The organism is Amycolatopsis sp. NPDC114503 (genome assembly GCF_055633655.1).
In genome coordinates this window covers 15,728-33,373 of the sequence record NZ_JBVKDT010000014.1, presented here as the reverse complement: position 1 = coordinate 33,373, position 17,646 = coordinate 15,728, and the positions used below count along the sequence as shown (strand labels likewise).

The 17,646-nt window shown below is 70.0% G+C and carries 19 protein-coding genes; 8 read left to right on the top strand and 11 right to left on the bottom strand.

Features of this window, described 5'->3' with window-relative positions; all coding sequences use genetic code 11:
* Positions 1-145: 145 nt before the first annotated feature.
* The 3 genes from ACZ7OI_RS40295 to ACZ7OI_RS40285 all read right to left on the bottom strand — a co-directional run bounded on the left by ACZ7OI_RS40295 (position 146) and on the right by ACZ7OI_RS40285 (position 2,191).
* Positions 146-763 (bottom strand): hypothetical protein, encoded by a 618-nt coding sequence (locus ACZ7OI_RS40295; protein WP_470269388.1) that lies wholly within the window; start codon positions 761-763, stop codon positions 146-148.
* A 70-nt stretch (positions 764-833) separates the two neighbouring features.
* Entirely contained in the window at positions 834-1,757 is a 924-nt protein-coding gene (locus tag ACZ7OI_RS40290; RefSeq protein ID WP_470269387.1) for an aldo/keto reductase, read from the bottom strand.
* 95 nt (positions 1,758-1,852) lie between these two features.
* A complete protein-coding gene (locus ACZ7OI_RS40285; RefSeq protein WP_101439870.1) occupies positions 1,853-2,191 on the bottom strand; it encodes a hypothetical protein in 339 nt (112 codons plus the stop codon).
* A 120-nt stretch (positions 2,192-2,311) separates the two neighbouring features.
* On the opposite strand from ACZ7OI_RS40285, the gene ACZ7OI_RS40280 reads away from it, so the two are divergent.
* Entirely contained in the window at positions 2,312-3,217 is a 906-nt protein-coding gene (locus ACZ7OI_RS40280; protein WP_470269386.1) for a DMT family transporter, read from the top strand.
* A 55-nt stretch (positions 3,218-3,272) separates the two neighbouring features.
* Here the strand turns inward: ACZ7OI_RS40280 and arc are convergent, their stop codons facing one another.
* Positions 3,273-5,075, bottom strand: coding sequence for a proteasome ATPase (gene arc, locus ACZ7OI_RS40275; protein WP_470269385.1), 1,803 nt, complete (start codon positions 5,073-5,075; stop codon positions 3,273-3,275).
* Between the two features lie 338 nt (positions 5,076-5,413).
* Between arc and ACZ7OI_RS40270 the strand changes: the two genes are divergently transcribed.
* Positions 5,414-6,283 (top strand): hypothetical protein, encoded by an 870-nt coding sequence (locus tag ACZ7OI_RS40270; protein ID WP_470269384.1) that lies wholly within the window; start codon positions 5,414-5,416, stop codon positions 6,281-6,283.
* Complete coding sequence (locus ACZ7OI_RS40265; RefSeq protein ID WP_470269383.1) at positions 6,284-6,742, top strand: hypothetical protein; 459 nt, start codon at positions 6,284-6,286, stop codon at positions 6,740-6,742.
* Here ACZ7OI_RS40265 and ACZ7OI_RS40260 read toward each other — a convergent pair.
* The 4 genes from ACZ7OI_RS40260 to ACZ7OI_RS40245 form a co-directional block, all read right to left on the bottom strand.
* The gene (locus ACZ7OI_RS40260; RefSeq protein ID WP_116204965.1) at positions 6,739-7,569 is read right to left on the bottom strand and encodes a tRNA (adenine-N1)-methyltransferase; all 831 of its coding nucleotides are present in this window, start codon (positions 7,567-7,569) and stop codon (positions 6,739-6,741) included. The genes ACZ7OI_RS40265 and ACZ7OI_RS40260 overlap by 4 nt on opposite strands.
* Positions 7,570-7,647: 78 nt before the next feature.
* Positions 7,648-8,802, bottom strand: coding sequence for a M50 family metallopeptidase (locus tag ACZ7OI_RS40255; RefSeq protein WP_470269382.1), 1,155 nt, complete (start codon positions 8,800-8,802; stop codon positions 7,648-7,650).
* Between the two features lie 143 nt (positions 8,803-8,945).
* Positions 8,946-10,088, bottom strand: coding sequence for a 4-hydroxybenzoate 3-monooxygenase (locus tag ACZ7OI_RS40250; protein WP_470269381.1), 1,143 nt, complete (start codon positions 10,086-10,088; stop codon positions 8,946-8,948).
* Between the two features lie 137 nt (positions 10,089-10,225).
* On the bottom strand, positions 10,226-10,963 hold the full coding sequence (locus tag ACZ7OI_RS40245) for an AraC family transcriptional regulator (RefSeq protein WP_470269574.1): 738 nt from the start codon (positions 10,961-10,963) through the stop codon (positions 10,226-10,228).
* A 165-nt stretch (positions 10,964-11,128) separates the two neighbouring features.
* On the opposite strand from ACZ7OI_RS40245, the gene ACZ7OI_RS40240 reads away from it, so the two are divergent.
* The 3 genes from ACZ7OI_RS40240 (at position 11,129) to ACZ7OI_RS40230 (ending at position 13,808) form a co-directional block, all read left to right on the top strand.
* Entirely contained in the window at positions 11,129-12,019 is an 891-nt protein-coding gene (locus tag ACZ7OI_RS40240; protein WP_344274138.1) for a RecB family exonuclease, read from the top strand.
* A complete protein-coding gene (locus ACZ7OI_RS40235) occupies positions 12,019-12,810 on the top strand; it encodes a thioesterase family protein (RefSeq protein ID WP_470269380.1) in 792 nt (263 codons plus the stop codon). Before ACZ7OI_RS40240 ends, ACZ7OI_RS40235 begins: the two co-directional genes overlap by 1 nt.
* Positions 12,811-12,872: 62 nt before the next feature.
* A complete protein-coding gene (locus tag ACZ7OI_RS40230; protein ID WP_470269379.1) occupies positions 12,873-13,808 on the top strand; it encodes a ParA family protein in 936 nt (311 codons plus the stop codon).
* 151 nt (positions 13,809-13,959) lie between these two features.
* Here the strand turns inward: ACZ7OI_RS40230 and hisG are convergent, their stop codons facing one another.
* From hisG to ACZ7OI_RS40215, 3 genes are all read right to left on the bottom strand, one after another.
* Positions 13,960-14,805 (bottom strand): ATP phosphoribosyltransferase, encoded by an 846-nt coding sequence (gene hisG, locus ACZ7OI_RS40225; protein ID WP_182894715.1) that lies wholly within the window; start codon positions 14,803-14,805, stop codon positions 13,960-13,962.
* A gap of 35 nt (positions 14,806-14,840) precedes the next feature.
* Positions 14,841-15,104, bottom strand: a complete 264-nt coding sequence (locus tag ACZ7OI_RS40220; RefSeq protein WP_027927607.1) for a phosphoribosyl-ATP diphosphatase — start codon at positions 15,102-15,104, stop codon at positions 14,841-14,843.
* Between the two features lie 64 nt (positions 15,105-15,168).
* Positions 15,169-15,855: an HAD family hydrolase gene (locus tag ACZ7OI_RS40215; protein ID WP_470269378.1), complete on the bottom strand. Its 687-nt coding sequence runs from the start codon at positions 15,853-15,855 to the stop codon at positions 15,169-15,171.
* A 151-nt stretch (positions 15,856-16,006) separates the two neighbouring features.
* Here ACZ7OI_RS40215 and ACZ7OI_RS40210 point away from each other — a divergent pair, with 151 nt between their 5' ends.
* Together ACZ7OI_RS40210 and ACZ7OI_RS40205 are read left to right on the top strand one after the other, a co-directional pair.
* Positions 16,007-16,918: a PAC2 family protein gene (locus tag ACZ7OI_RS40210; RefSeq protein ID WP_470269377.1), complete on the top strand. Its 912-nt coding sequence runs from the start codon at positions 16,007-16,009 to the stop codon at positions 16,916-16,918.
* Between the two features lie 429 nt (positions 16,919-17,347).
* On the top strand, positions 17,348-17,617 hold the full coding sequence (locus tag ACZ7OI_RS40205) for a hypothetical protein (RefSeq protein ID WP_470269376.1): 270 nt from the start codon (positions 17,348-17,350) through the stop codon (positions 17,615-17,617).
* Positions 17,618-17,646: the final 29 nt, after the last annotated feature.

Sequence of the window (17,646 nt, the reverse complement as noted above, 5' to 3'; positions counted from 1 at the left end):
CTTTTTGGGTTGTTGGAGACTCCGTCCTCCCCCCTCCCCCCTGCCTACCCTCCCCCCCCCCCCCCACGCCGACCTAAAGGCGATCCCGCCCGCGACGGCGAAGCCGACGCCATCAAACACAGTCCTGCCGCACCACCAAACACACTCACGACTGACCAGCAACCTTCGCCGCCACCTTGGGCAGCAACCGCTTAGCCGCATCCTGCGCCCGCGCCGGCGTACTAGCCGCCACACTCAACGCCGACACAACATTCCCCTTGCCCACCAACACCGCACAAGTCGAGCCCTCGCACCAAGCCCGCTGCACGACACCCCCAGGCTGCGGCGGCAACGACACCTCAACCCCAGCGCAATGCGCCCCCGCCACGACATCCTCGCCAGACCGGCCCGCATACACCGTGACCTGATGCGTCAACGCCGACCCGCTGGGATAAACCCAGCTCACCGACTTCCGCTCCCCGGCAGCCAACCCGCTCAAACACCCGGAAACCCGCCCCGCCCCCGGCGTCACACCCTCCTCGGCAACGTCCGAATCGGACAGCAGCGCCGCCTCCGCACGCCGCGGATCCGGTGCCGCCGAGGAAGAAACCACCGGCGGCTCGACCGCCCGCGACACCGGCGGAGCCACCGGAGCGCTCGTGTCCGGAGCCGGATCGTCGTAGTAGGTCTCGAGATTGTTGGGCCGGTTGCCGCATCCGGCGAGCCCGGCCAGCGCGCCCAGCCCGACCAGCACAGCGACTGCTGGCACCTGCCGACGACGCACGTTGCCCCTCCGCGCTCAGTGTTGCCCGTCCGCCCCGGGCCAATGCTGGGCCCGAGGGTAATGCAGTCGCTCAGCTCCACCCGAGGTGGGATCGATGCGCCCAGTATTCGCGCGCGTCCTGCGCCAGTTTTCCCAGCACAGAGCGGTCTTCCTCGCTGAGCCGCACTTGCGCCGCGGCGAGGTTCGCGGCCAGCTGCGCCGGGCTCGACGGACCCAGCACCGCCACCGGAGCCCACTCCTGCCCGAGCACCGCCGCGACGGCGATCGCGTCCGGGCCGACGCCATGCGCCTCGGCGATCCGCCGCAGCGGCTCCGGGGCTTCCACCGCCAGCCGTCCGTTCGCGAGAGTTTCCTTGACCAGCACTCGCTTCCCGCTCGCGCGCGCCTCCGCCAGTGCGGGGCCGACCGACGGCTCGAACACGTTCCAAGTGGACTGAACCGACGAGAACACCGGCTGTCCGGCCGATTCCAGCTCGAACGCCCGGCGCACCACGTCCGCCTGCGCCGGTCCGGAGGTCGAGAACCCGACCTCGACGCCGGAGCCGGAAAGCCCGGCCAGCGCGTCGATCAGCGCCGGATCAGTGAAAAGCGGACTGTCCACAGTGAGCGAATGCACCTGGTACAGATCCACGTGGCCGGACAAGAGTTCCCGCGTCTGCGCCCATTGCTCGCGGAACCGCGGCAGCGTGTGTTCCTTGACCTCGTGGACGTCCGCGTCGAGCCGCCACTCGCCCACGTAGCGGTAGCCCCATTTGCTGGACACAGTCACGTCCCGGTGCCCGCGTTCGGCCAACCAGCCGCCGAGAAACTCCTCCGAACGGCCGTAAGACCGAGCGACGTCGACCCACCGGACACCCGCGGCGTAAGCGGCGTCGAGCACCTCGTGGGTCGCCGCCCGCATCGACGGAACGTCGCGCACCTCGGGCAAGTCCCGCCCCAGATTGATATATGCCGGACGGCCGAGCGCGGCCAGCCCCACCGCGATGCGGTCCATCGGGATCTCCTTGTCTTGAGCCGTATTCGGGAATGGTCGGGCGAGTTTAGGCGAGGCGACGTGGAACGTTTTCCCATCGCCAAATGTATAGGTCGTTATACACTTTGTTTGTGCCGGAGGATAGCGAGCCATTGGCCGGAGTTTTGGGCTTGGCGGTGGAGTTTTTCGAGGCGGGCGGCGGGTGCCCGGACGTAGCCTTTGCCGAAGACGGGGGCGATCTGGCGGAGGCTGGCTCCTTCCTCGCGGGCGGCGAGGAGCGCCCAGTCGGAGGCGTCGGCGCAGGCGGCGGACGCGCGGCGCAGCTCCCCCAGGAGGTCGATGAGGTCGTTCGCGTTCAACTCCCCCGCTTGGACGGCGGCGGCGGTCGTCTCGAGCCAGGCCAGTACGTCGGCTTCGGTGATCGGCGGGCGCGGGCGGGCGTTGTCTGTGCTCACGCGGCGCAGTATAGGGCGTTATACACTGACGTCGAGCGCAGTGACCGAATCCCGCTGGACTCCGGGCGTGGCGCGGACGTTGACTGGCCGCAGCAGTCCGCCAGTCGTTTCGGAGGTTCAGTGAAGTTCGGCATTGCCGCCCGGTTCGTCGCGCTCGCCGTCGTGTGGGGCGCGAGTTTTCTGTTCATCAAGGTGGGCCTGGAGGGGCTGTCGCCGGCTCAAGTCGCGCTTGCCCGCGTCGCGCTGGGCGCGTTGACACTCGGTGCGTTCCTGGTGCTGCGCAGGCGATCGCTCCCCCGCGACCCCGCCTTGTGGGCGCATCTCGCGGTGGTTTCACTGCTGTTCTGCGTCGGCCCGTTCCTGCTGTACTCGTGGGCCGAACAGTACGTGGCCTCCGGGCTCGCCAGCATCTTCAACGCCACCACTCCCCTGCTGACCATGCTGTTCGCCGCGGCCGCGCTGCCCGCCGAGCGGCTTACGCGCCCGAAAACCGCCGGGCTGCTGATCGGTTTCGCCGGCGTGCTCACGCTGGTCGGCGCCTGGCGCGGGATCGACCTCAGCCACGAAGTACTGGCCCAGCTCGCCTGCCTCGGCGCGACCACCTGCTACGGCATGGCTTTCGTGTATTTGCGGAAGTTCGTGTCGCCGCGCAATCCCGACCCGGTCGTGGTCGCGTTCGGGCAAACCGGTTTCGCCACCGTCATTCTCCTGGCCGCGACGCCGGCGATCGCAGCGCAGCCGGTGCACCTGAACCTCGCCGTGGTCCTGTCCATGCTCGCGCTCGGCGTGCTCGGCACCGGCGTGGCCTACACCTGGAACACCGCCATCGCGACCGCCTGGGGCGCCGCCAACGCGTCCGCTGTGACCTACCTCACTCCAGTGGTCGGCGTTCTGCTCGGCGTGCTGGTCCTCGACGAGCCGGTGCACTGGAACGAACCCGTCGGCGCGCTGCTCGTCGTGCTCGGGATCCTGGCGTCGCACGGGCGGCTTTCCCGGGCGCGCCAACCGGTCCTGGAACGGGTCTGAAACGGCCTGTGGGGCCGCCGGAGACGATCCGGCGGCCCCACAGGTTCGCGGTGCGCTACAGGTACTGACCGGTGTTCGTGGCGGTGTCGATCGCCCGCCCCGATTCCTGGTTCTTGCCGGTGACGAGCGTGCGGATGTAGACGATCCGCTCGCCCTTCTTGCCGGAGATCCGGGCCCAGTCGTCCGGGTTGGTGGTGTTGGGCAGGTCCTCGTTCTCCGCGAACTCGTCGACGATCGCGTCCAGCAGGTGCTGCACGCGCAGGCCGGGCTGCTGGGTCTCCAGCACCGACTTGATCGCCGACTTCTTCGCCCGGTCCACGATGTTCTGGATCATCGCGCCCGAGTTGAAGTCGCGGAAGTACAGGACTTCCTTGTCCCCGTTGGCGTAGGTGACCTCCAGGAACCGGTTCTCGTCGCTCTCCTCGTACATCCGCTCGACGGTGTGCTGGATCATCGCGTCGAACGTCGCCTTCTGGTCCCCGCCGAACTCCGCCAGGTCGTCGGCGTGGATCGGCAGGCCCTCGGCCAGGTACTTCGAGAAGATGTCCTTCGCGCCTTCGGCGTCCGGACGCTCGATCTTGATCTTCACGTCGAGCCGGCCCGGCCGCAGGATCGCCGGGTCGATCATGTCCTCGCGGTTGGAGGCGCCGATGACGATGACGTTCTCCAGCCCCTCGACGCCGTCGATCTCCGACAGCAGCTGCGGCACGATCGTGGTCTCCACGTCGGAGGACACGCCCGAGCCGCGGGTGCGGAAGATCGAGTCCATCTCGTCGAAGAACACGATGACCGGGGTGCCCTCGGAGGCCTTTTCCCGCGCCCGCTGGAAGATCAGCCGGATCGACCGCTCGGTCTCGCCGACGAACTTGTTCAGCAGCTCCGGGCCCTTGATGTTGAGGAAGTAGGACTTGCCGTCCGCCTGGTCCCCGCGAGCCTCGGCGACCTTCTTGGCCAGCGAGTTCGCCACCGCCTTCGCGATGAGCGTCTTCCCGCATCCCGGAGGGCCGTAGAGCAGCACGCCCTTGGGCGGGCGCAGCTGGTACTGCTCGTACAGGTCCGCGTGCAGGAACGGCAGCTCCACCGCGTCGCGGATCTGCTCGATCTGCCGGGTCAGGCCGCCGATGTCCTCGTAGCGGACGTCCGGCACCTCCTCCAGCACGAGATCCTCGACCTCCGCCTTCGGCACCCGCTCGTAGGCGTAGCCGGCCTTGGAGTCCACCAGGAGCGAATCGCCCGGTTTGAGCGGCTGCTCGGCGAGCGGACCGGAAAGCAGGACGACCCGCTCCTCGTCCGCGTGGCCGACCACGAGAGCGCGCGTGGCGCCGCCCTCGACGTCCGGTGCGAGCACTTCGCGCAGCGCGCACACCTCGCCGGTGCGCTCGAAATCGCCGCCTTCGACGACCGTGAGCGCCTCGTTGAGCCGCAACGCCTGCCCGCGCCGCAGCGACGAGACCTCCACCGCGGGCGACACCGAGACGCGCATCTTGCGCCCCGCGGTGTAGACGTCCACCGTGTTGTCCTCGTAGGCCTCGACGAACACCCCGTAGCCGCTCGGCGGCTGGGCCAGCCGGTCGACCTCTTCGCGGAGGGCGAGCAGCTGACCCCGCGCCTCGCGCAGGGTTTCGACGAGTTTCGTGTTCCGCTCGGTGAGCTGACTCACCCGTTCCGACGCCTCGGCGAGACGTTGTTCGAGAACGCGGTTCTGTCGCGGAGAATCGGTGAGCCTGCGGCGCAGCAGCGCCACTTCTTCCTCGAGAAAACGGATCTGCCGGGCTTGTTCCTCTGATGTCTGCCCTGCTCCGCCGGTTGCTGAAGGGTCGGCCTCCTCGCGCCGACCTCCGGGAAGGTCATGATGCATCGGGCACCTCCTCGGAGTGCTTTTCATTCCACGGTACCGGCGATCACCGACAAGAAAAGGCCTTTCCGCATCACAAGACCGGCGCGTCGCGCTTTTTCTTCCGGCCAGCACGGCCGCGACCGCAGCGCAAGCGGCCGATTCGGTGCCGCGGACCGGAATCCGCTCCGCGCGAGTTTCCGCAACGCGGAACTGAGCGCGCCGCGGACGCCCCGCCGCGCGTCCCGCGAACCCGACTTGCGGGTTGGCTGCGCGGAAAGCAGCGCGGCTGGCTAGCATCCCCGGGTGGCCGCGATCCGCTCGTGGCCAGGACTTTCGTTCGCACGGCAGGGGGAACCGAGATGACTTATCCGCCGCAGCAGCCCGGCGGCTACGGACAGCAGCCGAACCCGTACGGGCAGCAGCCCGGCGGCCAGCAGCCGTACGGGCAGCCTCAGCAGGGCGGATGGAACCAGGGCGGGCAGCCGCCGCAGGGCCCGCAGTCCGGCGGATTCCCCTCCGCGCCCGGCCCCGGTCAAGGCCCCTACCAGGGCGGATACCAGCAGCCGGGCAGTCCCCAGCAGTACGGCCAGCAGCCGGACCAGTTCGGACAGTTCGGACAGCAGCCCGGTCAGCAGCCCGGCGGGCCGTTCGGACAGCAGCCGGGAGGCCAGTTCGGCGGTTTCGGCGAGGAGCCGCCGAAAAAGAAGAAGACCGGCCTGATCGTCGGCATCGCGGTCGCCGCGGTGGTCGTCCTCGGCGGCGCGACCGGCCTGGTCATCTGGCTCACCGGCGACAGCAAGGACGACAAGACCGCGGCCCCGCCCGCGTCGTCCTCGGCCCCGGTCGCGGGCCCGCCGTCCAGCGGCAGCTCGTCGTCGTCCCCGTCGAGTTCGTCCTCGTCGGGTTCGAGCAGCGGCAACTACCCGGCCGCGTCCGGCGCGAAGGCGACGTCGGGCGAGCTGTTCGAGGCCGCTTCCGCCGCCTACAACAGCTCCGACACCGACGGGCTGTACTCGATGCTCTGCACCAGCCTCACCAAGGGCCAGAAGCCGACCGACAAGATGCCCTCGGGCATCCACTTCGAGCTGACCAGCAGCCCGCAGGAAAGCGGCGACCAGGCCACGGTGAAGTACCACGTCACGACGTCCACGAAGACCGCCGACGGCACCCTCACCGCCCTGCGCCAGGGCGGGGCCTGGTGCCTCGGGAAGGTCAGCACGGACCACTAGGTGAGACGCCGGCTCAGCACGGCACTCGTCCTGCTCGCAGCCGTTGTCGCGGGCGGTGTCCTCGGCCTGGTCTTGATCGGCCTGCCGGGGCCCGCCCGCACCACAACGGACCCTCCCGTTCCTCCGCCTCCGCCGCGCGGCAGCACATCCGCTCTTCCCGCGCCTGCGGCGGATCAGGCCGCGATAGCCGCGCTCGCGCGCACTCTCGTCGAGGCGATCACGCGCGCCGACTCCGCCGAATTCGGCACTCTCACGTGCAAACCGCAAACTGCGGCGGCGTTGAAGGAACTCCAAGCCAAATGGGACGCCGCAGGCCCGCTTCGCGTCTCGCTCGCCGGACCGCCGGTGATCGCGGGCGACGACGCCACCGTGACCGTCCGGGTCGAAGGCACCGGTGGGCACAAAAGCACGCCGTTCCCGCTGCGACGCGAGAACGGCCGTTGGTGCGTCCCTGGTTAGCCTTTGCCCTTGCTGGGCCGTCGTGAAACCCGCGGCGAGACCGTGCCGTCCGCGAGACGGCGTGCGGTGAGCAGGAAAGCGGTGTGCGCGACCATCCGGTGGTCCGGCCGCACCGCGAGGCCGACCACGTGCCAAGGCCGCATCAGCGTCTCCCACGACTCCGGCTCGGTCCAGCACTGCTGTTCCCGCAGCGATTCCGTGACGCGGGACAGCTGGGTGACGGTGGCGACGTAGACCGTCAGCACCCCGCCGGGCACCAGGTGCGCGGCGACGTTCGGGAGCTGGTCCCAGGGCGCGAGCATGTCCAGCACGACCCGGTCGACCTCGCCGGTGTGCGTGGCCAGATCGGCGACGGTGAGCGTCCAGTTGTCCGGCTTCTCGCCGAAGAACTTCTCGACGTTGCGCTCGGCGTGCTCCGCGTGGTCGTCGCGGATCTCGTACGAGAACACCTGTCCCGCCGGACCGACCGCGCGCAGCAGCGAGCAAGTGAGCGCGCCCGAACCGGCACCGGCTTCGAGGACGCGCGCGCCCGGGAAGATGTCGCCCCACATCACGATCTGCGCGGCGTCCTTGGGGTAGATGACCTGCGCGCCGCGCGGCATCGAAAGCACGTAGTCCGGCAGCAGCGGCCGCAGCGCGAGATACGTGCTGCCGCCCGCCGAAGTGACCACGCTGCCCTCGGGACGGCCGATGAGGTCGTCGTGCGCGAGGGCGCCGCGATGCGTGTGGTACTCGCCGCCGTCGGCGAGCGTGAGGGTGTAGTGCCTGCCTTTCGAGTCCGTCAGCTGAACCCGGTCACCTGCACGAAACGGTCCGCTGACCGACAACTTCTTCCTCCACTGCAAACCCGGAACGCCGACGTCGAATCCTCGCAGGTCGTCCCGCGCGCGTCGTGCGCGGGTGCCTCACTGAGCGCGACGGCCCTGCATCAGCGCGGTCCGCAGGTCCTCCCGGCGCAGCACTCCGGCGGGACGGCCTTCGTCGTCGACCACGAGGAACTGCCAGGCAGGCGTCTCCCGCACGCGCTCGGCGATCTCCTCCCCCGGTTCCGAGGCCAGCAGCACGGTCTCCGCGCGGATCGGCTCCGCGGCTTGTTCGGCGGGCGCGTGCGGACTGATGCTCGCCAGCTGCTGCGCGGCTTGCTCGTCCAGCAACCCCGCCGCGACACCGTCCGCGCGGACGAGCACGACGCCCCGTCCCGCCGACGCGGCCAAGGCGTCGGAGACCGGGCTTTCCGCGGGCAGCTGCAGCACCGGACGCACCAAATCGGACAGTTCCAGCCCGGCGGGCCAGCCGCGCCGGGCTTCGGCGGCCAGCTCGGACCGCGCGCCGAGGATCACGAACCACGCCGTCACGACGCACACTCCGAGCCGCAGCCAGCGGTCCGGGCTCTGCATCGCCAAGCCGAGCAACGCCCAGACGATCAGCCCGGTCGCGACCAGCGCGCCGCCGGCGACCGCGGCCTTCGTTCCCTTGGCCCGCAACCCGGTCATCGCCCAGACCCCGGCGCGCACGAGCCGTCCGCCGTCCAGCGGCAATCCCGGCAGGAGATTGAACAACCCGACCGCGAAGTTCGCCACCGCGCACTCGGCGACCAGCAGCCACACCGCGCCGTCCGGCGGGACCGCGAACAGCAGCAGCGAGCAGAATCCGCCCAGCACCAGCGAAACCGCGGGCCCGGCCGCGGCGACGAGACCTTCCTGGCCGGGCCGTCGGGGCGTACGGGCCACTTCGGACAGTCCGCCGAGGAGGAAGAGCCGCAGCCGCCGGACCGGAATCCCGAGCCGCAGCGCGACAAGACAGTGCCCGAGTTCGTGCGCCAGCACGGAAAGCCCGAGCAGCACCGCGAACGCGGCGGCGAGCAGCCAGGAGGTCGGCGTCGAAACGTCCGGCAGCAGCCGTCCGACCAGCGGCGCGTAGAGCACCACGATGATCAGCGATCCGATCCACCACGACGGGGCAAGCAAAACGGGCACCCCGCCGACCCGGAACAGCAGCAGGCCGCCGTCCCCGCCGGCGCGCCGGGCGGGCCCGGCACCGTGCTGACTGGTCGCGGCCATGCCGGACAGCGTAGGGGTCGGCGTGTGGGAAGCCGGTGACCCGGTCGCCCCGGACGGGTGGTGTCGGTCTCGCCCAGGTCCGGCCCGGCGTCCGTGAAGGGCTCCTCTCTCGCCGAGGAGCCCTTCACGGCCTCAGCCCGGGTTCAGGCGGATACCGGCGTGCGCGGCTGGACGAGGTTTTCCAGGTTCGCCAGCGCGACCTGCTTGCGGAACTCCCCGCGATACGAGGCGTCGCCGGAATCGTGCATCGCGTCGGTCATCCAGACCGCGGCCGCCTGCCGCTCCCAGACGTGCGCCAGGCAGGTGTCCGAGTAGCTGTCCAGCAAGCTCGGATCGTCCTTCCCGACCTGATGAACGACCGCGCGGGCGAGCGCCTCGGCGTCGTGCAGCGCGAGGCTCATCCCCTCCGCGCTCATCGGGGAGATCAGGTGCGCCGCGTCCCCGAGAAGGCACAGCCTGCCGTAGCGCATCGGGCTGAACACCGCCCCGCGCAGCGGCACGACCTGTTTGGCGGCGATCGGCCCTCGCGGCACCGGCTTGCCGAACCGGATGCCGAGTTCGTCCCACACGCGCTCGTCCGGCCACGCGGCGACGGTGTCGTCGACCGGACACTGCAAGTAGACCCGGCTCGCGTTCGGGCCGCGGGTGATCTGCGCGGCGAAGCCCCGGGAGTGCACTGCCATCACCGCGAGCGGATCGGCGGGCACGCCGGCCAGCACGGACAGCCAGGCGTAGCCGAACTCGTGGCTGTGGCAGGCGAGGAATCCGTCCGGAATCGCCGTCCTGCTGACCCCGTGGAACCCGTCGGCCCCGGCGACGAACTCGCAGCTGATCGTCTTGTCCCCGTAACGCACCCGGGGACGGTCCGTGCCGAGGTCTTCCAGCTCGACGTCCTCCGCCCCGAACCGGAGGTCGCCGCCGTCGCGCAGGAAGATCCGGATGAGGTTCCGGACGAGAACCTGCTGCGGAACAAACGCTCCCGGACCGTGCTCGTCGGGCTCCGTCCGCCACACGCGTTCCTCGCCGTGGAGGATCAGCGGGAGCGCGAGGCCGGACGACCCGTCGCCATGCTCCTCGACCGCTTCGCCCGCTCCCCACTCGCGCAGCATCCGCACGCCGCGCCCGTCGAGAGATCCGGCTCTCTGCCGCTGCTCGACGTACTCCCGGCTGCGCTTTTCCAAGACGACGCAAGGAATCCCGCCGCGAAGGAGAAACGTGCCGAGCGCCAGCCCGGCGACTCCGCCGCCCACGACGACCACCGTGGTTTTCTCGTCTGCCTGTGTCATGTCTGTTCCCCGGAAAGAGCTTTCGCCGGCCATCGGACCGGCTGGTGGACTGGATGATCACCACTCTCTTCCCGTCCCCCGATTCGCCGCCACCGATCACCGGGCGCCCGGTAACGAAAACCCGCCAACCTGCCCCGCTACTCGCCGCGTCCGCGCAACTCGGCCTGGTACCGCCCCGGCGTCTGCCCGACGAGCGCCGTGAACGCCCCGATGAACGCCGACGGATTCGACCACCCGCAAGCGATCGCCGTATCCGTCACCGACACCCCCTCGGCCAGCTGGAACAACGCGTGATGGATCCGCAGCACCGTCCGCCACCGCTGAAAACTCATGCCCACGTCGGCATGGAACAGCCTGCTGAGAGTCCGCTCGCTCGCCCCGGCCGCCCGCCCCAGCTCGGCCAGGGTCTCTTCCCGCCCCGGATCCTCGTGCAGCAACTCGCTGACGGCCCGCAGCCGGTCGTCTCGCGGCTCCGGAAGACGCAGCGACTCCCCCGGCGTCTTTCCCAGCTCGTCGAGCACCACCGCCCGAACCCGCCGAGCCGCCTCCGCGGACCGCGCGCTGTCTCCGGTCAACGCCAGAATCCCCGCCCGCAGCAACGGCGAAACCGCGAACACGCGGGGTTCCCGCGCCAACCCTCCGCACTCCTCCGCCGGCACCGCGAGAATCCGGGTGTCGGTCCGCCCGTAAAACCGGTGCGAATGCTCAACCCCCGGCGGCGTCCAGACAACCCGATCCGCAGGCGCCACCCACGTCCCCCACTCAGTGGTCGTAGCGAACGCCCCGCGAGCCGCATACACCAGCTGCCCGCTGGAATGGGAGTGCTTCCCCAGCCGAAACCCGCCAGGCAGCCACCCAGCCCCCTCCGGCGTCACCCCATCCGGCCTCCCCACCCCGAACACCCCCGCCTCACCACCCAGCGCGCACCGACACCCCACTCAAACACCACCCCGCCCGACCCCCGCCTCAACCCTGCCCTCCAACACCCCGCCGCCCCACGGCCCGCACAATTGTCGTACCCCAGGGTTACGCTCTGCCCCATGTCCGACACCGCCACGGTCACCACCCCTCCCGAGGCCGGCGCGCCCGCCAGGAGGCGGCCTGCGCTGTCGCCGTCCAGGGCGAGCGACTTCAAGCAGTGCCCGCTGCTCTATCGGTTCCGCGCGGTCGATCGTCTGCCGGAGGTGCCCACCCGGGCGCAGCTGCGCGGCACGCTCGTCCACGCTGTGCTGGAGCGGCTTTTCGCCCTTCCCGCCGCCGAACGCGTCGCTCCGCGCGCGAAAGAGCTGCTCGCGCCGACGTGGACTGAGCTGTCCAGCGACAGTCCGGAGTGGACAGAGCTGTTCGCGGACGGCGAACCCGGCGAGACCGACAAATGGCTGGCTTCAGCCGAAAAACTGCTCGACTCGTACTTCGAGCTGGAAGATCCGCGCAGGCTGGAACCGGAGGCGTGCGAGCTGCACGTCGAGATCGAGCTGGGCTCGGGCGTGCTGCTGCGCGGGTACATCGACCGGGTGGATGTCGCGCCGACCGGCGAAATCCGGGTCGTGGACTACAAAACCGGGGCCGCCCCGCGGGAAATCGGCGAGGCGAAGGCCTTGTTCCAGATGAAGTTCTACGCGTTGGTGCTGTGGCGGTTGCGCGGGGTCGTCCCGCGGCAGCTGAAGCTGATGTACCTCACCGACGGCCAGTCGCTGGCCTACACGCCGGACGAGGCCGAACTGGTCCGGTTCGAGCGCACTCTGGAAGCGATCTGGCAGGCCATCCTGAAGGCGGGCAAGACCGGCGATTTCCGGCCGAACAAGGGAAAGCTGTGCTCCTGGTGCGACCACCAGGCGCATTGCCCGGAGTTCGGCGGCACGCCGCCGGAGTATCCGGGCTGGCCGGAGCCTGATCCGGGCGAGGAGACGGTATTGGACCGGGCCGACTGATGGGCGACGCGTTCTTCCTCCCGCTCGGCGACGAGCGGTACGAGGCGACCGAACACACCACCGGCCCGTGGAATCCGGGGGCGCAGCATTTCGGTCCGCCGTCGGCGCTGCTGGTGCGCGGGCTCGAACGGCTGGAGTCGAAGCATCCGGCGCAGCTGGCGCGGGTGACGGTCGAGATCCTCGGCCCGGCTCCGGTGGGCCAGCTGGAGCAGCGGTCGTGGATCGAGCGGCCGGGCCGGACGGTCGAATTGGTCCAGTCCGAGCTGTCCGCAAACGGCCGCACGGTCGCGCGGGCGTCGGGGTGGCGGATCGCGACGTCGGACACCGCCGAAATCGCCACGGACGGCGGACCGCTGCTGCCCGCGGCCGACGCCGGCAGCGAGGCTGCCTTCCCGGACGACTGGCAGGGCGGCTACCTGCACGCGATCGAATGGCGTTCGGTCCGCGGCGCGATTTCCGCTCCGGGCCCGGCCGCGGTGTGGGGACGGCAGCGGTATCCGCTGGTCGACGGCGAGGAACCGACCGGCCTGCAGCGGCTGTTCGCCATCGCCGACTCCGGCAACGGGGTGTCGCATTTCCTGCCGACGGGGCAGTGGTGGTTCATCAACTCGGAACTGACCGTGCACCTGCGGCGGATCCCCGAGGGCGAGTGGATCGGCCTCGACGCGGTGACGCTGGTCGGGCCGCACGGCGTCGGCACCGCGACCAGTACGCTGCACGATCGTTCCGGTCCGGTCGGCACTGGCGCGCAGGCTTTGCTGGTGCGTCCGCGACAGGCCGGGGGCGGATGAGCGCGCTGCGGCGCACGAGTCCGATAGCCTTCGCGGAACGACCGACAAGGGAGCGCTCCGGCATGCAGATCACCTCGGTGGTCAACCAGAAGGGCGGGGTGGGCAAAACCTCGCTGAGCGTGGGCGCGGCCGCGGCCCTCGCCGAACGCGGCAGGCGGGTGCTGCTCGTCGACCTCGACCCGCAGGGGCACGCGACCACCGAGATGCTCGGCATGGACGAGGTCCCGGCGGACGCGCCGAGCCTGGCGAAGGCGCTGACGAAGCTGTGGAAAGGCCCGATCGAGCAGCTGGCGGTGCCGCATCCGCGCAGCAACCTGGGCCGCGGCGGCGCGTTCGACGTGATCCCGACGTCGCCGGGGATGTTCGACCTGATCCGCAGGCTGGACCAGTTCCGCGTGCCCGGCTGGCAGCTGGCGAGGGTGATCCAGTTCGCCCACTACGACCACGTGATCATCGACTGCCCGCCGGCCCAGGACGTCCTGACCAACAACGCCCTGGCGGCTTCGCACGGCATCCTGGTCCCGGTCCAGCCGGACAAAACGAGCATCCGAGCGCTGCGCCTGCTGTCGGAGCAGGTCCGCTACGTGGAACAAACCACCGGCCGCGCCCCCATCGCGTGGTTCGGCATCGTGCCCGGGCTCTACCGCCGCCCCATCTCGCACTACGCCGCCGCGGCCTTACAGGACATGTACTCCTTCGGCGTCCCCATGCTCTCGCACGTCCCGCTGGGCGTAGTGATGAACGAGGCCGCCGCCCACGGCGTCCCGGTGACCACCTTCGCCCCGGAAACCATCCAAGCAGTCTCGTTCCGGGAAATCGCCGAAACCCTGGACAGCTACCTGGCCCAAAACCCAGGCCCCACCGAAGTCCCCGCCGACGACGAGTTCGTCTTCGAGGACTTCATCTCCGAGGTCGCAGTCGCCCGCAACGTCAACGACAACGGCGCCCGCAAGAAGCTCTACGACCTAATGCCCAAACGCCCAAACCGCCCGCGCTGACCCGACGCACTGTCCACATCAGACTTAACAGCAACGCGGGATCGCGCCGACGTTTGGGCGGAGCGGTGTGACAGGCCGCCAGGCCCCTCACACCGCTCCGCCCAAACGTCGGCTTAAAGGCGATCCCGCCGCGGCGGCGGAGCCGACGCAATCAGAGTCTGCAAGACCTGATATCCGACGCCAGCACAGCCTTCGCCCCAGTCTCGGCGAGTTCGTCCATGATCCGGTTGACTTCCTTGCGCGGCACCATAGCCCGCACCGCCACCCACTTCTCATCCGCCAGCGGCGCCACAGTAGGCGACTCCAACCCCGGCGTGATCGAAATGGCCCGCTCCAGAATCTCCCGAGGGCAGTCGTAGTCCAGCATCATGTAATGCTGCGCGAACACCACACCCTGCAACCGAGCCGCCAACTGCGACTTAGCCCGCGACCCCTCGCTCCCGGCCCGCTGCAACAGCACCGCCTCAGACGCGCAGATCGGCTCCCCGAACGCCACCAGATTGTGCTGCCGCAACGACCTTCCGGACTCGACCACGTCCGCGATCGCGTCCGCGACCCCGAGCTGGATCGAAATCTCCACCGCCCCGTCGAGCCGGATCACCTCGGCCTCGACCCCGTGCCGGGCGAGATCGTCCCGGACCAGCCGCGGATACGAAGTGGCGAGCCGCTTCCCGTGCAGATCAGCCGGTTTCCAGTCGCGTCCCGCAGGAGCCGCGTACCGGAACGTCGACGCCCCGAACCCGAGCGCGAGGACCTCGTCCACCGGCGCCCCCGAGTCGAGCGCGAGGTCGCGCCCGGTGATCCCGAGGTCCAGCTCGCCGGAACCGACGTAGATGGCGATGTCCTTGGGGCGGAGGAAGAAGAACTCGACCTCGTTGACCGGGTCGAGGACGGTCAGGTCCTTGCCGTCATGTCGCTTGCGGTAGCCCGCCTCAGAAAGCATCTCCGCCGAAGCGGCGGCGAGGGCTCCCTTGTTCGGCACGGCAACACGCAGCATTTCGGTCTCTCCTCGGTATCCGGTGCGCGAGCGCGTCACAGGTAGCGGTACACGTCCTCGGTCGAGATTCCCCGGCCGAGCATGAGCACCTGCACCCGGTACAGCAGCTGCGAGATCTCTTCCGACAGCCGGTCGTCGGACTCGTGCTCGGCGGCGATCCACACCTCGCCCGCCTCTTCGAGCACCTTCTTGCCCTGTGCGTGCACCCCGGCGTCCAGTGCGGCGACGGTGCCGGACCCGTCGGGACGGGTACGCGCGCGCTCGGCAAGCTCCGCGAACAGCTCATCGAAGGTCTTCACGAGGCCGGATCCTTTCATCCCGCGCTCGTCCGCGCCGTTCCGGGTGACCCGGATGCCGCCGAGGTCACAGCGACGGCAGCAGCGCCGCCAGTTCGGGCACGCCGACGCCGGCCAGCGACGTGCGGAACACCCGGCGCGGGCCGTCCGGGACGGCCACGTCGTTGGGGACGACGAGCACCGTGCAGCCAGCGCTTTCGGCCGATTCCGCGCCCGGCGGCGAGTCCTCGACCGCGACGCACCGGCCCGGCGCCACGCCGAGCAGTTCGGCGGCCTTCAGGTACGGCCGCGGGAGGGGTTTGTTCTGGCCGTCGACCTCGTCGCCGCAGACCGTGACGTCGAAGAATTCCCGCCCGATCGTGTCGAGCGCGAGTTCGGTCAGCGCGCGTTCGGTGGAGGTGACCAGCGCGGACTTGAGCCCGGCGGCGCGGACCGCGGCCAGCGCCTCGCGCGCGCCCGGACGCCAGGGCAGCGCGTCGTCGAACAGCCCGGCGGTGCGGCGGCGGATCCACTCCCCCGTTTCCGCGACCGCTTCCGGCGTGACCGGGCGGCCGGTCTGCTCGAGCAGCACGGTGGCGGTGGCGTCCATGTTGGACCCCACGAGCGTCATCCGGACTTCCTCCGAAAGCGTGCCGCCGAGCGCCTCGGCGGCCTCGTACAGCGCGACGTCCCACAGTTTCTCGGAATCGACGAGGGTGCCGTCCATGTCCCAGAGGACAGCCGCCAGTCCGTCCGAAGAGGACGGTGCAGTCACAGTTTCTCCTTGTCCGGTGCGCCGCTCCGGCCGGGCGCGCTCGCCTCCAGCGTCCCACGCGGGCCGCCGTGAGCGGGGCCACACCCGCTCCGTGACACGCGGGGGCGGACACGCTGCGCAGCGTAGGTGGCGGAGGCCGTAGGCTGGTCAGGTGAGTGAGCCTGTCGACGACACCCCGCGGCCCGGCGACCCGGAGCAGGACCGCGCCGATGCCCAACGCCCGATCATGATCCTGGCCTTCGAGGGCTGGAACGACGCGGGCGACGCGGCCAGTCAGGCGATCGAACACCTCCAGCTCACCTGGGACGCGACGCCGCTGGCCGAGATCGAGCCGGACGACTACTACGACTTCCAGGTCAGCCGCCCCACGGTGAAGATGGTCGACGGCATCACCCGGCGGGTCGAATGGCCGACCACCCGGCTGTCGGTGTGCCGTCCCGACGGCTTCGACCGCGACCTCGTGCTGGTGCAGGGCCCGGAGCCGAACATGCGCTGGCGGAAGTTCTGCGCGGAGATCGTGGAGCACGTCCAGGAGCTCGACGTGTCGATGGTGGTCGCGCTCGGCGCCCTGCTGGCCGACACCGCGCACACCCGCCCGGTCCCGGTGACCGGGACGGCCTACGACAAGGACACCGCGAGCAAGTACCGGCTCGAGGTGAGCAACTACCAGGGCCCGACCGGGATCGTCGGGATCCTGCAGGACTACTGCGTGCAGGCCGGCATCCCGGCGGTGTCGATCTGGGCCGCGGTGCCGCACTACGTCTCGCACCCGCCGTCGCCGAAGGCCACGCTGGCGCTGCTGCACAAGCTGGAGGACGTCCTCGACGTCGAGATCCCGCTCGGCGCGCTGCCCGAGCAGGCCGAGGAATGGCAGCAGACGGTCAGCGAGATGGCCGACGAGGACGAGGAAATCAGCGAATACGTGCGCAGCCTCGAGGAGCGCGGCGACGCCGAGACCGACTTCACCATGGAGGAGGTCTCGGGCGACAAGATCGCCGCCGAGTTCGAGCGGTACCTGCGGCGCCGCCGGCCCGGGCAGGACGGCGGGTTCGGCCTCCGCTGACCGCGCGGCGGTCCCGCTCGCGAACCGCTGGCAGAGGCTTCTCGTCCGCGATGCACCGGAGAGCTGGCTCCAGTCGGCGACAGTGCCCTGGCACCCGCCCAGTCGAGCCTGTCCGTCACTCACAGTGGCAGGGATCGAAGACTGCCCAGACCCCAGGTCCGACGGCGAGTCGCGCATCGCGCTCCTCGGCACCGGTTCGCGGTCGGCAAGCCTTACGGGCTGTGGCTTGCCGGACAGCGGCGCAATTCGCGCCACAGCAGAGGGAACGCACAGTAGCTCCCGATCTACGAACAGTGACCTGGGCCGCCCGGCGGGATGACGGCGCCTGCGCCGTTGACTGATCGCGCCGTGCCGCTCTGGTGCCTGCCCGAGCACGTCTCGTTGACTGGTCTGGCGCGAGCGACATCGCGCGGACCAGGAGGTACGAGAATGTTCGGCAAGGCTCTAGCGGCGGCAGTGCTCGCGGCGGGCGCGATCACCGCGTCGGCGGCGACAGCGTCGGCGGCACCGGTTTCCCCGGTGACGGCGAATGGTTTCGGCGCCTGCATGGATTACGCGGTGGGCGAGTACGACATCGAGCCCTGGCTCGCGCACGACGCGTGCGACGCCAGCACGTTCGAGGACTGCTACTGGATCCTCCGCCGCGACTACGTTCCCGCACAGGTCGCGGCGACGGCCTGCCGTCTCTCGTTCGACTGATCCGCATCTGAGCACAGTCGGGACGCGAG

Excerpts from the sequence above, each read along its gene's own strand:
- ACZ7OI_RS40255 (WP_470269382.1), bottom strand. The coding sequence starts at position 8,802 with ATGGCCGCGACCAGTCAGCACGGTGCCGGGCCCGCCCGGCGCGCCGGC.
- ACZ7OI_RS40205 (WP_470269376.1), top strand. The coding sequence starts at position 17,348 with ATGTTCGGCAAGGCTCTAGCGGCGGCAGTGCTCGCGGCGGGCGCGATC.
- hisG (WP_182894715.1), bottom strand. The coding sequence starts at position 14,805 with ATGCTGCGTGTTGCCGTGCCGAACAAGGGAGCCCTCGCCGCCGCTTCG.
- ACZ7OI_RS40235 (WP_470269380.1), top strand. The coding sequence starts at position 12,019 with ATGGGCGACGCGTTCTTCCTCCCGCTCGGCGACGAGCGGTACGAGGCG.
- ACZ7OI_RS40290 (WP_470269387.1), bottom strand. The coding sequence starts at position 1,757 with ATGGACCGCATCGCGGTGGGGCTGGCCGCGCTCGGCCGTCCGGCATAT.
- ACZ7OI_RS40250 (WP_470269381.1), bottom strand. The coding sequence starts at position 10,088 with ATGACACAGGCAGACGAGAAAACCACGGTGGTCGTCGTGGGCGGCGGA.
- ACZ7OI_RS40230 (WP_470269379.1), top strand. The coding sequence starts at position 12,873 with ATGCAGATCACCTCGGTGGTCAACCAGAAGGGCGGGGTGGGCAAAACC.
- ACZ7OI_RS40240 (WP_344274138.1), top strand. The coding sequence starts at position 11,129 with ATGTCCGACACCGCCACGGTCACCACCCCTCCCGAGGCCGGCGCGCCC.
- ACZ7OI_RS40270 (WP_470269384.1), top strand. The coding sequence starts at position 5,414 with ATGACTTATCCGCCGCAGCAGCCCGGCGGCTACGGACAGCAGCCGAAC.
- arc (WP_470269385.1), bottom strand. The coding sequence starts at position 5,075 with ATGCATCATGACCTTCCCGGAGGTCGGCGCGAGGAGGCCGACCCTTCA.